The sequence below is a fragment of the Enterobacter sp. JH25 genome (genome assembly GCF_021725435.1).
In the GTDB taxonomy this organism is placed as follows: domain Bacteria; phylum Pseudomonadota; class Gammaproteobacteria; order Enterobacterales; family Enterobacteriaceae; genus Enterobacter; species Enterobacter intestinihominis.
Window position 1 is genome coordinate 1178461 of record NZ_CP091319.1, and the last position, 13285, is coordinate 1191745.

The 13285-nt window shown below is 58.9% G+C and carries 12 protein-coding genes; 8 read left to right on the forward strand and 4 right to left on the reverse strand.

From position 1 onward, the window contains the following. Positions 1–8 precede the first annotated feature (8 nt). The gene (gene betB / locus L2Y28_RS05555) at positions 9–1481 is read right to left on the reverse strand and encodes a betaine-aldehyde dehydrogenase (protein ID WP_022647363.1); all 1473 of its coding nucleotides are present in this window, start codon (positions 1479–1481) and stop codon (positions 9–11) included. A 13-nt stretch (positions 1482–1494) separates the two neighbouring features. Further along, complete coding sequence (gene betI / locus L2Y28_RS05560) at positions 1495–2082, reverse strand: transcriptional regulator BetI (RefSeq protein ID WP_022647364.1); 588 nt, start codon at positions 2080–2082, stop codon at positions 1495–1497. A gap of 128 nt (positions 2083–2210) precedes the next feature. Between betI and betT the strand changes: the two genes are divergently transcribed. The 7 genes from betT (at position 2211) to L2Y28_RS05595 (ending at position 8537) form a co-directional block, all read left to right on the forward strand. Next, the gene (betT, locus tag L2Y28_RS05565) at positions 2211–4244 is read left to right on the forward strand and encodes a choline BCCT transporter BetT (RefSeq protein WP_022647365.1); all 2034 of its coding nucleotides are present in this window, start codon (positions 2211–2213) and stop codon (positions 4242–4244) included. A gap of 138 nt (positions 4245–4382) precedes the next feature. Continuing rightward, positions 4383–4637: a hypothetical protein gene (locus L2Y28_RS05570; protein ID WP_032621825.1), complete on the forward strand. Its 255-nt coding sequence runs from the start codon at positions 4383–4385 to the stop codon at positions 4635–4637. A 2-nt stretch (positions 4638–4639) separates the two neighbouring features. Then, the gene (gene nadS, locus L2Y28_RS05575) at positions 4640–4924 is read left to right on the forward strand and encodes a NadS family protein (RefSeq protein WP_003858821.1); all 285 of its coding nucleotides are present in this window, start codon (positions 4640–4642) and stop codon (positions 4922–4924) included. Between the two features lie 211 nt (positions 4925–5135). Then, positions 5136–6047: a metal ABC transporter substrate-binding protein gene (locus L2Y28_RS05580; RefSeq protein WP_022647367.1), complete on the forward strand. Its 912-nt coding sequence runs from the start codon at positions 5136–5138 to the stop codon at positions 6045–6047. Between the two features lie 2 nt (positions 6048–6049). Further along, positions 6050–6856, forward strand: a complete 807-nt coding sequence (gene sitB, locus L2Y28_RS05585; RefSeq protein ID WP_022647368.1) for an iron/manganese ABC transporter ATP-binding protein SitB — start codon at positions 6050–6052, stop codon at positions 6854–6856. Next, entirely contained in the window at positions 6853–7701 is an 849-nt protein-coding gene (gene sitC / locus L2Y28_RS05590) for an iron/manganese ABC transporter permease subunit SitC (RefSeq protein ID WP_022647369.1), read from the forward strand. The genes sitB and sitC overlap by 4 nt, the downstream gene beginning before the upstream one ends. Then, complete coding sequence (locus L2Y28_RS05595; protein ID WP_022647370.1) at positions 7698–8537, forward strand: metal ABC transporter permease; 840 nt, start codon at positions 7698–7700, stop codon at positions 8535–8537. The genes sitC and L2Y28_RS05595 overlap by 4 nt, the downstream gene beginning before the upstream one ends. Here the strand turns inward: L2Y28_RS05595 and entD are convergent. Continuing rightward, entirely contained in the window at positions 8473–9162 is a 690-nt protein-coding gene (gene entD / locus L2Y28_RS05600; protein WP_032621648.1) for an enterobactin synthase subunit EntD, read from the reverse strand. The two genes, L2Y28_RS05595 and entD, sit on opposite strands and share 65 nt — an antisense overlap. 519 nt (positions 9163–9681) lie before the next feature. Then, positions 9682–11931 carry a TonB-dependent siderophore receptor gene (locus L2Y28_RS05605; protein WP_022647372.1) on the reverse strand — a complete coding sequence of 750 codons (2250 nt, stop codon included), beginning with the start codon at positions 11929–11931 and terminating at the stop codon, positions 9682–9684. A gap of 146 nt (positions 11932–12077) precedes the next feature. Here L2Y28_RS05605 and fes point away from each other — a divergent pair, with 146 nt between their 5' ends. Next, positions 12078–13277, forward strand: a complete 1200-nt coding sequence (gene fes / locus L2Y28_RS05610; RefSeq protein ID WP_032621651.1) for an enterochelin esterase — start codon at positions 12078–12080, stop codon at positions 13275–13277. Positions 13278–13285 lie beyond the last annotated feature (8 nt).

Below are 13285 nucleotides of genomic sequence, written 5' to 3' on the forward strand. Positions count from 1 at the left end.
CCTCCCGGTTAAAATATGGACTGGAATTTACCCATCTCAACCTGGATGGACTTCACCTGGGTGTAACTCTGAAGCGTCATGACGCCGTTCTCGCGGCCAATGCCGGAGTGTTTGTATCCGCCCACCGGCATCTCCGCGGCGGATTCGCCCCAGGTGTTGATCCAGCAGATGCCCGCTTCGAGCTGATGAATAGCGCCGTGGGCGCGGTTCAGATCGGCGGTGACAATGCCCGCCGCCAGACCGTAGTCGGTGTCATTGGCGCGACGAATGGCCTCTTCGTCAGTGTCATAGGAAAGAATGGACATCACCGGGCCGAAGATCTCTTCGCGCACAATGGTCATTTCGTCGGTGCAGTCGGTGAACACGGTCGGGGCAACCCACGCGCCGTTATCAAAGCCGTCACCCTTCATCACGTCACCGCCGCACAGCACGCGCGCACCTTCCTCTTTGCCTTTGGCGATGTAGCGCATCACGCTGTCGCGGTGCGGGAAGCTGACCATCGGGCCGAAGTTAGTGTTTTCATCGAACAGGTCGCCCGCGCGGATGCGGCCCACGCGCTCAACGATTTTTTGCTCAAACGCGGCTTTGAACTTCGTGGGCACGAACACGCGGGTGCCGTTGGTGCACACCTGACCGGAGCTGAAGAAGTTGGCCATCATGGCGATATCTGCCGCGAGATCCAGATCCGCATCGTCAAACACTATCAGCGGGGATTTACCGCCCAGCTCCATCGTCACCTCTTTCAGGGACGAGGCCGCCGAGTTCGCCATCACCTTTTTGCCGCTGGCGACGCCGCCGGTAAAGGAGACTTTGGCGATGCCCGGATGCTCGGTCAGGTACTGGCCGGTTTCCGCGCCCACACCCGGCAGAACGTTAAACACGCCGTCCGGCACGCCCGCTTCGGTGTAGATTTCCGCCAGTTTCAGGGCGGTAAGCGGCGTTACTTCGCTCGGCTTGAAGATCATCGCGTTGCCCGCCGCCAGCGCCGGGGCGGATTTCCACAGGGCGATCTGGATCGGATAGTTCCACGCGCCGATGCCCGCCACCACGCCCAGCGGCTCGCGGCGGGTGTAGACGAAGGAGGTCTCGCGCAGCGGGATCTGGCTGCCTTCCAGTGCCGGGATCAGCCCCGCGTAGTACTCCAGCACGTCCGCGCCGGTGACGATGTCGACGGTCGAGGTTTCAGAAAACGCTTTACCGGTGTCGAGGGTTTCCAGCTTTGCCAGCTCGTCGTTGCGCTCGCGCAGGATATCGACGGCGCGACGCAGGATGCGCGAGCGCTCCATGGCGGTCATCGCCGCCCAGATTTTTTGCCCGCGCTTTGCGCTATCCACGGCGCGGTCCACGTCTTCACGCCCGGCGGCCTGCACGCTCGCCAGAACTTCACCGTTGGCCGGGTTGATGGTCTCGAAGGTGCGACCGCTGGTGGCGGATGTATAACCACCATTGATATAAAGCTGCTGTTCTGCCATTCGGGACATGCTTCCTCCTCGGTTATTCGGTCGGTAAATGCTGGCTGATAAAGTGGCTGGTAAGCGACTGGGCCAGGGTTTTATCCAGCGGTTTGCCGCTGAGCGCGGCGCGCAGCCACAGCCCGTCAATCAGTGCGGCGAGCCCGTAGCCCGCCTCTTCAGCCTGTTCACGCGGCAGTTCGCGGCGGAATTCGTACACCAGATTTGAGAGCAACCGGCGGCTGCTGACCTGCTGCAAACGATAGAGCATCGGCTGATGCATGCTGCTGGCCCAGAAGGCCAGCCAGGCCTTCATCGCCGCGCCGCTGACCTGGGTTTCATCAAAATTGCCGCCGACAATCGCCTGCAAACGCTGCTCTGCACTGCCGTCCGGCAGGGCGCGTAAACGGCTTAATACCGCATCGCGTAACTGACCGGTGATGTCGCGCATGGTTGCTTCCAGCAGACCGTTTTTATCTTTGAAATAGTGGCTGATGATACCCGTGGACACGCCCGCCCGACGGGCGATTTGCGCGATGGTTGCGTCATGCATTCCCACTTCATTAATTGCTTCCAGCGTGGCATTGATGAGCTGCCTGCGCCGGATCGGCTGCATCCCCACTTTGGGCATTTTTGCCACTCCATTCATCAGCGTTGGTAATCTATTAAAGCGGTTTTTGATTGGACGTTCAATATAAAATGTGTCTTAATTGTTGCGATTTTGGATTTTAATAGTTACAAAAACAGTGGGGATACTGGATGACAGACCTTTCACAAGACAGAGAAAAAGACAAAATCAACCCGGTCGTTTTTTTTACGTCCGCCGGGCTGATTTTGTTGTTTTCCCTGACGACCATCTTCTTTCGTGATTTTTCTGCCGAGTGGATTGGGCGCACCCTGAACTGGGTGTCGAAGACCTTCGGCTGGTACTACCTTCTGGCGGCGACGCTCTATATCGTCTTCGTCGTCTGCATTGCCTGCTCGCGCTTCGGTTCGGTGAAGCTTGGGCCGGAGCAGTCCAAGCCCGAGTTCAGCCTGCTGAGTTGGGCCGCGATGCTGTTTGCCGCGGGCATTGGCATCGACCTGATGTTCTTCTCCGTGGCGGAACCGGTCACGCAATATATGCAGCCGCCGGAAGGGGCAGGGCAGACGATGGAGGCCGCGCGTCAGGCGATGGTCTGGACGCTGTTCCACTACGGCCTGACGGGCTGGTCAATGTATGCCCTGATGGGCATGGCGCTCGGATACTTTAGCTATCGTTATAATTTGCCCCTTACCATCCGCTCCGCGCTGTACCCGATTTTCGGGAAAAAGATCAACGGCCCGATTGGCCACAGCGTCGATATCGCGGCGGTGATCGGCACCATCTTCGGCATCGCCACCACGCTCGGGATTGGCGTAGTGCAGCTTAACTACGGGCTGAGCGTGCTGTTTGACATCCCGGATTCGATGGCGGCGAAGGCGGCGCTAATTGCACTGTCGGTGATCATCGCTACCATCTCGGTGACCTCCGGCGTGGATAAAGGTATTCGCGTGCTCTCCGAGCTGAACGTCGCGCTGGCGCTGGGGCTGATCCTGTTCGTGCTGTTTATGGGCGACACCTCATTCCTGCTCAACGCCTTAGTGCTCAACGTAGGTGATTACGTGAACCGCTTTATGGGCATGACGCTGAACAGCTTCGCCTTTGACCGCCCGGTGGAGTGGATGAACAACTGGACGCTCTTCTTCTGGGCGTGGTGGGTGGCCTGGTCGCCGTTTGTCGGTCTGTTCCTGGCACGCATTTCGCGTGGCCGCACCATCCGTCAGTTCGTGATGGGCACGCTGATCATCCCGTTCACCTTCACCCTGCTGTGGCTGTCGATTTTCGGCAACAGCGCGCTGCACGAAATTATCCACGGCAATGCGACCTTCGCGCAGGAAGCGATGGTGCACCCGGAGCGCGGCTTCTACAGCCTGCTGGCGCAGTATCCGGCGTTTACCTTTAGCGCGTCCGTAGCAACCATTACCGGCCTGCTGTTCTACGTCACCTCGGCGGACTCCGGCGCGCTGGTGCTGGGCAACTTCACTTCGAAGCTCAAAGACATCAACAGCGATGCGCCGAACTGGCTGCGCATCTTCTGGTCCGTCGCCATCGGCCTGCTGACGCTCGGCATGCTGATGACCAACGGCATTTCGGCGTTGCAGAACACCACGGTGATCATGGGCCTGCCGTTCAGCTTCGTGATCTTCTTCGTGATGGCCGGGCTGTATAAATCGCTTAAGGTGGAAGACTACCGCCGCGTCAGCGCCAGCCGCGACACCGCGCCGCGGCCGATGGGCGCGCAGGACAGGTTGAGCTGGAAGAAACGCCTGTCGCGCCTGATGAACTACCCGGGCACGCGCTACACCAGCCAGATGATGGAGACGGTCTGCTTCCCGGCGATGGAAGAGGTGGCGCAGGAGCTGAAGCTGCGTGGCGCCTACGTGGAGCTGAAAAACCTGCCGCCGGAAGAGGGCGAAACCCTGGGGCATCTGGATCTGCTGGTGCACATGGGCGACGAGCAGAACTTTGTTTATCAGATCTGGCCGCAGCAGTATTCGGTGCCAGGGTTCACCTACCGGGCGCGCAGCGGGAAATCGACCTACTACCGGCTGGAGACCTTCCTGCTGGAAGGGAGCCAGGGGAATGATTTGATGGATTACAGCAAGGAGCAGGTAATTACGGATATTCTGGACCAGTATGAACGGCACCTGAACTTTATCCATCTCCACAGGGAAGCGCCGGGGAATAGCGTGATGTTCCCGGATGTCTAAACGGATTCTTAAAATACCTTCAGACTGTATGTAAATACAGTTATTTGGCGCAGCATTACTCAAGGAAGAGTAACCATGCAGCAAGAGCCTGATGCTGAAGCATTCGGGCTTTTGCTGCGTTTAGGGAAGGAACTATGGATGAGTCATGCGATAGAGTTTATCGAAACATCACTCTTTACCCGACAGATTAAAAGCATTGCTACGGATGATGAATTAAAGGATCTGCAAAAGGTGATCTATTTCATTATGGCCTATCCAAAATGCATAAAGGACAGCCTGACAGAGACAGAGAAAGCAGAACTTAAAAAGCTGACTTCCATTCTGAAAAATACTGCTTCCAGTGCCGTAAATTTGAGGTGTACTATGTACCCTAATCAGGCAGGTGGAGGCTGATAATGAGTATTTTTAATGAATTAAAATCTTCGCTTGAAGAGGCCGTTGAGATCCATAACGGAAGAAAAGCCGCTTCCCGGGTAACCCGCTATGAAGTTGCTGATGTGCGCGCCATCAGAGAGCAGCTCAATATCACGCAAAGCGAAATGGCGAAGGCGCTTGGCACGAGCGTCGATACGATAAAGAGCTGGGAGTCTAAACGTCGCAACCCAACCGGGCTGGCGGCGAAGGTACTTAATGTGATTCGGGAGAATCCTGCATTTTATAAGGCACTTGCCGGGCAGTGAGTCGCCCTTATGCCGGGTGGCGCTGCGCTTACCCGGCCTACAAAACTCCAAAACTGCTTTACCGTAGGCCTGATAAGCGAAGCGCCATCAGGCTCTCCCTCCGTTGACACAACTTTAATGATAATTATTTTCATTTAAATATAGCCTGTGCTATACCTTATAGCACGGGCTAATTTTGCTTTTAATTTAATCACCTCAGGAGACTTCTGCGATGCATCCACGGCAAGGATTGAAGCGTCTGTTGCTCGGCGCGCTGCTTATGACCGCGACCACAACCGGCGCGCTGGCGGCTGAAAAGTTCCAGGTCATCACCACTTTTACCGTTATCGCTGATATGGCGAAAAACGTAGCGGGGGATGCCGCAGAGGTCACCTCCATCACCAAACCGGGCGCGGAAATTCACGAATACCAGCCCACCCCGGGCGATATCAAACGCGCGCAGAAGGCGCAGCTGATCCTGGCGAACGGCATGAATCTGGAGCTGTGGTTCCAGCGCTTTTATCAGCATCTGAACGGCGTGCCGGAGGTGATTGTTACCAAAGGCATCACCCCGATGGGCATCAGCGAAGGGCCCTATAACGGCAAGCCCAACCCGCACGCGTGGATGTCGCCGGACAACGCCCTGATTTACGTCGATAACATCCGCGACGCGCTGGTGAAGTACGATCCGGCCAACGCGCAGACCTATCAGCGTAACGCCGACGCCTACAAGCAGAAGATCACCGCCACTCTCGAACCGCTGCGCAAGCAGGTCACGGCGATCCCGGTAGACAAACGCTGGATGGTGACCAGCGAAGGGGCGTTCTCCTATCTGGCGCGGGATTTGGGCCTGAAAGAGCTGTACCTGTGGCCGATCAACGCCGATCAGCAGGGCACGCCGCAGCAGGTGCGCAAGGTTATCGATCTGGTGAAAAAACATCACATTCCGGCGGTGTTCAGCGAAAGCACCGTCTCGGATAAGCCCGCTCGTCAGGTGGCGCGGGAAACCGGCGCCCATTACGGCGGCGTGCTGTACGTTGACTCCCTGAGTGCAGAAAACGGCCCGGTGCCGACCTATATCGATCTGCTGAACGTCACCACCCGCACGCTGGTGCAGGGCATCCGCGACGGGATGAAGGAGTAACCATGCAGAAGGGGATTGTTGTAACCGACGTGACCGTGACCTACCGCAACGGCCACACGGCGCTGCGCGACGCGTCGTTCACCGTGCCGGGCGGATCGATTGCCGCCCTGGTGGGGGTGAACGGTTCCGGCAAGTCCACGCTGTTTAAGGCGGTGATGGGCTTTGTGCGGGCGGCGAGCGGCACTATCTCCATTCTCGGGCTTCCGCCTCACCGGGCGCTGCGCCTGAACCTGGTCGCCTACGTGCCGCAGTCGGAAGAGGTCGACTGGTCATTTCCGGTGCTGGTCGAGGACGTGGTGATGATGGGCCGCTACGGGCATATGGGGTTTCTGCGTCGGCCTAAAGAGCGCGACAGGCAGATTGTAACCGACGCCCTGAAGCGCGTGGATATGCTTGAGCTGCGCCATCGGCAGATTGGCGAGCTCTCCGGCGGCCAAAAGAAGCGTGTGTTTCTGGCGCGGGCGATTGCCCAGCAGGGCGAGGTGATCCTGCTCGACGAGCCGTTTACCGGCGTGGACGTCAAAACCGAAGCCAGGATCATCAGCCTGCTGCGGGAGCTGCGCGACGAGGGTAAAACGATGCTGGTTTCGACCCACAATCTGGGCTCGGTCACGGAATTCTGCGATTACACGGTGATGGTCAAAGGCACCGTGCTGGCGAGCGGCCCGACGGATATCACCTTTACCGCCGAGAATCTTGAGCGCGCCTTCAGCGGCGTGCTGCGCCACGTGGTGCTCAGCGGCTCGGAAGATCGCATTATTACCGACGACGAACGCCCCTTCGTCACGCACCGACAGGAGGCCAAATGAACGCGCTTCTCGAACCCTTCGGCTACGAGTACATGCTCAACGCCATGTGGGTCTCGGCGATGGTGGGCGGGCTGTGCGCGTTTCTCTCCTGCTATCTGATGCTCAAAGGCTGGTCGCTGATCGGCGATGCGCTGTCGCACTCCATCGTGCCGGGCGTAGCGGGCGCTTACATGCTCGGGCTGCCGTTCTCGCTGGGGGCGTTTTTATCGGGCGGGCTGGCGGCGGGCAGCATGCTGTTTCTCAACCAGCGCAGCCGCCTGAAGGAGGACGCCATTATCGGGCTGATCTTCTCCTCGTTTTTCGGGCTGGGGCTGTTTATGGTCTCACTCAACCCGACCTCGGTGAACATTCAGACCATCGTCCTCGGCAATATTCTCGCCATTGCCCCGGAAGATATCGTCCAGCTGGCGATTATCGGCGTGGTGTCGATAGTTATCCTGCTGTTCAAATGGAAAGATCTGATGGTGACCTTTTTTGATGAGAACCACGCCCGCGCCATCGGTCTGCGTCCTGAACGCCTGAAAATTCTCTTCTTCACGCTACTGGCGGTCTCTACCGTGGCGGCGCTGCAAACCGTCGGCGCATTTCTGGTGATCTGTCTGGTGGTTACGCCCGGTGCGACCGCCTGGCTGCTGACCGATCGCTTCCCGCGCCTGTTGATGATTGCCGTCGCCATTGGCAGCATCACCAGCTTCCTCGGTGCGTGGGCCAGCTATTACCTGGACGGCGCCACCGGCGGCATTATCGTGGTCGCCCAGACGCTGCTGTTCCTGCTGGCGTTCGTCTTTGCGCCGAAGCACGGGCTGCTTGCCAGCCGCCGTCGGGCGCGGGAGGCACATCCATGATGACGCTGATCCTCGAACCGTTCCAGTTTGCGTTTATGAACAACGCGCTGCTGATTTCACTCCTGGTGGCCGTGCCCTGCGCGCTGCTGTCGGTTTTTCTGGTGCTGAAAGGCTGGGCGCTGATGGGCGACGCCATGAGCCACGCGGTGTTTCCCGGCGTCGTGCTGGCCTGGATGATGGGCCTGCCGCTGGCGCTGGGCGCATTCGTGGCCGGTCTGTTCTGCGCGGTCGCCACCGGATACCTGAAGGATAACAGCCGAATCAAGCAAGATACGGTTATGGGGATCGTCTTTTCCGGCATGTTCGGCGCCGGGCTGATCCTCTATATCGCCGTCAAACCTGAGGTGCATCTCGACCACATTCTGTTCGGCGATATGCTGGGCATTAACGGGATGGACATTCTGCAAAGCGGTCTCGTCGCGGGGTTAATTGCGCTGGTGATTGGCCTGAAGTGGCGCGATTTTCTGCTGTTCTGCTTTGACTATCAGCAGGCGCAGGCGAGCGGCTTGCGCACCCGCTGGCTGCACTACGGCTTACTGTGCATGGTTTCGCTGACCATCGTGGCGACGCTGAAAGCGGTGGGGATAATTCTGTCGATTTCGCTGCTGATTGCCCCCGGCGCGGTGGCGGTGCTGATTACCCGACGCTTTCACATGGCGCTGCTGGTGGCGGTCGCCGTTTCAGCGCTGGTGTCGGTAAGCGGCGTGTATGCCTCGTTTTATCTCGACAGCGCGCCCGCGCCGACCATTGTGGTCCTGTTCGCGATGGTGTTTATCGTGACGTTTGTGGTGACCAGCGTGAAGGCACGTCGGCAGGAGCGTGTGACAGCAGGGTGATGACCTGTTCGCCGTGCTGCTGCCAGTGAAGGGTGAAGGCAGTGCCTTCCTCAAAGCCTGCAAGTTGACGGGTCAATGCCAGCGTAAGCGTCCTGTCGTCGAGCAGGGTAACGCGGGCGCTGTCAAAACCCATCCAGGCCTGCACCTGCGGAAAGAGGGCCTTGAACAGGCTCTCTTTGGCGCTGAACGCCAGCGTCAGGGCGAGGGCGAACGGGTATCCCGAGCGGGAAAGCACAGGTTCTTCCTGCGTATCAATAATGCCGTCTTTGATTTCCCTGGCTTCGTTTTCGGAAAGGATCGTTTCACAATCGATGCCGATAAGCGCCGGGTGATGCGTGACGACGGCCATCGCCTGCGTGCCGCTGTGGGTGATGCTGCCGGAAATACCTTGCGGCCAGAGCGGTTCGCCGCTGGGTCCGATGCCGGGGATTACGCGCTCGTTTAGCGCATGCGCCGCGGCGATGCGGCCTGCCAGGTGGTCGGATTTGCGCTTGCGTCCGGCGTCAGCCAGCTGTGCGTGATGGGGCAGCCAGAGGAGATCGGCGTCGGTGAAGGTGGTGGGGTCGAAAGTGATGCGGTGAAGGGTGTGGCCGGCGAGAGAAAATGTGCTGTGGGTTGTGTGCATGGTTTTCCCTTCAGTATTGTGCGGCCTGATGCCCTCACCCCGGCCCTCTCCCAAAGGGCTGAGGGTTCCCCACAAATTAATGCGAGCACTGAGCAATCCCCTCGCCCCTCCGGGGAGAGGGTTAGGGTGAGGGGAACATACGGCGGTGGTGGTCATTCCGTTCACTTTATGTTCCTTGCTACTCTGTAACGACATGACCGGTGAACGTGCCAGGGTGGCTCAGTCGCCACCACCCTGGCGACCCGGGCTCCCGGCGGTAAATCGCCGCTTCGCGGTGCCCTCGGCTCATTCCTTCCGGCTTATCGGGTACGGGCGGAGGCAACGTCCCTGTAAAGCCGCCCTCTCGGCGCATCCCTGCGCCTCGCCCCGGCCGGAAGGCAAACGCCTCAGCGATTTACAGCCGGACCAGGGCATCGCTGACAGCCCTCAGTCATTTAGAAAGCAACTTTATTGCTTCTGCATAAAAAAATTACTGGGGATCCCTCAGCCCACAGGGAGAGGGGGAAGTCACTGCCTGTATCAGAACCTCGTATTCACGCTCATGTACCAGGTGCGACCCGGCTCATTATACGTATACGCACCCGCACCGTACATATACGCACCCGTCGTGGTATTACCCGTGGTCTGGGCGTTACCGGCGCGCCACTGGCGCTTGTCGAAGACGTTGTCCACGCCGCCGGTCAGGCTGACGTTTTTGGTCACGTCCCAGGTCGCGCTCAGGCCAACGATGCTGTACGGGCTGACTTCGTCTTTCTCAGACCCGGTCACCGGCTGACCTTTGTAGTTGTACTTCTTCGGCTGCTGCTTGCCGTACCAGGTGAAGGTCGACTGCAATGAGACATCCTGACGTACCTGCCAGCTCAGGGTAGAGTTCAGCGTATACTCCGGGATGATCGACAGACGATCGCCGGTCTCCTTGTTCTTGCTTTGCAGCATGTAAGTGATGTTGTTGGTCCAGTTGATGGTGTCGCTGACCGGCACGTTCAGGGAGCCTTCCAGACCTTCTACTACCGCCTTCGGCACGTTTTCCCACTGGTAGATATCGGTGGTGACTTTGCCGGTGGACGTCTGGCCAATCGGCGCATAGCCCGTTTCAATCTTGTTGCGGTAGTCGTTGCGGAACCAGGTCACGCCCGCCAGCCAGCCGTCGCGTTTCCACTCCAGGCCAATCTCTTTGTTGATGCTGGTTTCCGCTTTCAGATCGTCGTTACCCATCATGTAGCAGCCCACGCCGTCGGAACTGGCGTAGCAGCCCTGGCCTTTACTGTACAGCAGGTAGTTCGGGTTGGTCTGATACAGGCTTGGCGCTTTATAGGCGCGCGCGATGCCCATCTTCAGGGTGAAGTCATCCCCCAGACCCTGCGACAGGTTCAGGGACGGGCTCCAGTTATTACCCACAATGGTGTGGTGGTCGAAGCGCAGGGCAGGGGTCAGCATGGTGCTGTCGGTCAGCTCCATGTTGTTTTCGGCAAACAGGGAGAAGATCTCCGCTGAAGTGTACGGGCTACGGTCTTCGCTCATGCCCGGGATGGTGCCGCCCTGCTGGGTTTGCGTGAAGGAGGTCGAGTCCTTCATGCGCTGCTGGTTCCACTCGGTGCCGAGCGTCAGGTTTTGATTCACAATGAAATCAATCGGCAGGTTGATTTCGCTGTGCAGCATCACGTCGGCCAGGTCGGTATCGGTGAATTTATTGCTGTTGAACAGGCCTTCCAGACCGCCCGCCAGGCCTTCGCCCAGACGCGAGTTGCGGGTGTGCTCGTACTGCGCCCAGTTGCTGGTGGTAATGCCGTTATCCCAGCCGCCGTTCCAGGTCACCGCGAAGTTCTGACGATAGATACGGTTAGTCTCTTTACCGTAGTTCTTCTTCACCAGCCCGCTTGAGCTGTTGTCGTTGTTGGTATTCTGGGTATCGCCCGCGTAAAGGTTGTTCTGGCGGCTGTATCCCGCCTCAAACTCCAGGGACTGCATAGGCGCAAAGTCCCAGCGCACCACGCCGTTGATGTCTTTATTCTCGACCCCTTCACGGCCTGCCGGCAGCGTGTCGGCATATGCGCCGGTACGGTCAGACTGATGGCCCTGGTTAATGTCCCAGGCGTCGGCCTGGGTTTTATCCAGGTTACCGTACATGCGGAAGCTGAAATCCCCGCCCAGCGGGCCGCTCAGGCTGAAGTTAGTGCGTTTGGTGGAACCTTCGTCTTTATGCTCTGGCGCGTTCAGGTAGGTGTTCCAGGAGCCGTGCCACTGGTCGTCGAATTTTTTGGTGATGATGTTCACCACGCCGCCCGCCGCGCCGTTACCGTAGCGTGCAGCGGCCGGGCCACGGATCACTTCGATGCGCTCGATCATCTCTGGCGGTACCCAGCCGGTATCGCCGCGGGTGTCACGCTCGCCGCGCCAGCCCAGACGGATGGAGTTGCGGCTGGTGACCGGCTTGCCGTCAATCAGGATCAGGGTGTTTTCCGGGCCCATGCCGCGAATGTCAATCTGACGGTTGTTCCCGCGCTGGCCGCTGGTGGAGTTGCCGGTCAGGTTAACGCCCGGCATGGTGCGGATGATTTCCGCCACGTCGCGCGCGGGCGGGTTTTTGCGGATCTCATCGGCGGTGATGGTTGACACGCCCGGCGCCTGCAAATTCTGCTCGGCGGCGGTGATCACCATGGTGTCTTCGTGCTGCGCGGAGGCGGTGTTGTCGTCTGCCATGGCGGGCAGCGCGACACCATAAATCCCTAAATTGACCAGCAAGGCCAGAGAGTGAATCTTCTTATTCATTGTACGTCCCGCTTTTATGGTTATTTAATGAGCGCGCTTCCCACAGCGCGGGCATTACGCTATTGCAAATGCAAATAGTTATCAATAATATTATCAATAAAATTTGCTCTGAAACAAAAAAGACTGTTAAACATGGGGTTATAAGGGTGACGGCGTTAACAACCGGAAGTGAAGCGTGGTGGCAGGCGAAAAACGGGCCGGAACGGGAACGTCATCAGGAAAACTATCGCGTGACATTCTGGTGGCGGGACCCGGCGGGAACGCAGAAAACGTCGACGATTAAACGCGTCTGGCTCTACGTCACCGGCGTGACCGATCACCATCAAAATGCCCGTCCGCAGTCCCTTGAACGTATCCCGGATACCGACGTCTGGCAGTGGCAGGGCGAGTTCAGCCCCGAATGGCGCGGCAGCTACTGTTTTATCCCCTCCGACAATGAAGATGATTTTGCCAGCGCAGTGTTTGAAGGCGAGCAGCCGGACCGCATGGCGCTGCGCGAAGGCTGGCGCAAACTGCTGCCGCACGCGGTTTCCGATCCGCTGAATGCCCAGAGCTGGCGCGGCGGACGCGGGCACGCCGTCTCGGCGCTGGAGATGCCGGAGGCGCCCGTACAGCCCGGCTGGAATCATCCCGATACGCCCTATAAAAAGCCTGTCTGCATTGAGTGGCACAGCGCGCGTCTGAAGAACCATCGCCGCGTGTGGATTTTTACCACCGGGGATGAAAGCCCCGAGCGCCCGCTGGCGGTGCTGCTTGATGGGCAATTCTGGGCCGAAAGCATGCCCGTCTGGCCTGCGCTGGCGTCGCTCACCCATGAAGGCAAACTGCCGCCTGCGGTTTATGTCTTAATCGACGTCATTGACACCGCACACCGCAGCCGCGAGCTGCCGTGCAACCCTGATTTCTGGCTGGCGGTGCAGGACGAACTCCTCCCGCAGGTGAAAAGCATGGCCCCGTTCAGCGACCGCGCCGACCATACCGTGGTGGCGGGCCAAAGCTTCGGCGGGCTCTCTTCCCTCTATGCGGGCCTCAGCTGGCCGCAGCGTTTTGGCTGCATCCTCAGCCAGTCCGGATCCTACTGGTGGCCGCACCGCGGCGCGCAGCAGGACGGGCTGCTCATTGAACAACTCAAAGCGGGTGAAAAAACCGCTCGCGGGCTGCGCATCGTCCTTGAGGCCGGGCGCAACGAGCCGCTTATCTTACGCGCAAACCAGGCGATCCTCGCCGAACTACACACTCAGCAACCGGTTTTCTGGCGTCAGGTTGACGGCGGACACGATGCGCTTTGCTGGCGCGGTGGGCTGACACAGGGGCTGATGACCCTCTGGCAGCCGCTTATTCAATAACGGAGTCT

What these genes read in the sequence shown, in the direction of transcription:
- betB (WP_022647363.1), bottom strand. Translation starts at nt 1,481, where the DNA reads ATGTCCCGAATGGCAGAACAGCAGCTTTATATCAATGGTGGTTATACA.
- betI (WP_022647364.1), bottom strand. Translation starts at nt 2,082, where the DNA reads ATGCCCAAAGTGGGGATGCAGCCGATCCGGCGCAGGCAGCTCATCAAT.
- betT (WP_022647365.1), top strand. Translation starts at nt 2,211, where the DNA reads ATGACAGACCTTTCACAAGACAGAGAAAAAGACAAAATCAACCCGGTC.
- L2Y28_RS05570 (WP_032621825.1), top strand. Translation starts at nt 4,383, where the DNA reads ATGAGTCATGCGATAGAGTTTATCGAAACATCACTCTTTACCCGACAG.
- nadS (WP_003858821.1), top strand. Translation starts at nt 4,640, where the DNA reads ATGAGTATTTTTAATGAATTAAAATCTTCGCTTGAAGAGGCCGTTGAG.
- L2Y28_RS05580 (WP_022647367.1), top strand. Translation starts at nt 5,136, where the DNA reads ATGCATCCACGGCAAGGATTGAAGCGTCTGTTGCTCGGCGCGCTGCTT.
- sitB (WP_022647368.1), top strand. Translation starts at nt 6,050, where the DNA reads ATGCAGAAGGGGATTGTTGTAACCGACGTGACCGTGACCTACCGCAAC.
- sitC (WP_022647369.1), top strand. Translation starts at nt 6,853, where the DNA reads ATGAACGCGCTTCTCGAACCCTTCGGCTACGAGTACATGCTCAACGCC.
- L2Y28_RS05595 (WP_022647370.1), top strand. Translation starts at nt 7,698, where the DNA reads ATGATGACGCTGATCCTCGAACCGTTCCAGTTTGCGTTTATGAACAAC.
- entD (WP_032621648.1), bottom strand. Translation starts at nt 9,162, where the DNA reads ATGCACACAACCCACAGCACATTTTCTCTCGCCGGCCACACCCTTCAC.
- L2Y28_RS05605 (WP_022647372.1), bottom strand. Translation starts at nt 11,931, where the DNA reads ATGAATAAGAAGATTCACTCTCTGGCCTTGCTGGTCAATTTAGGGATT.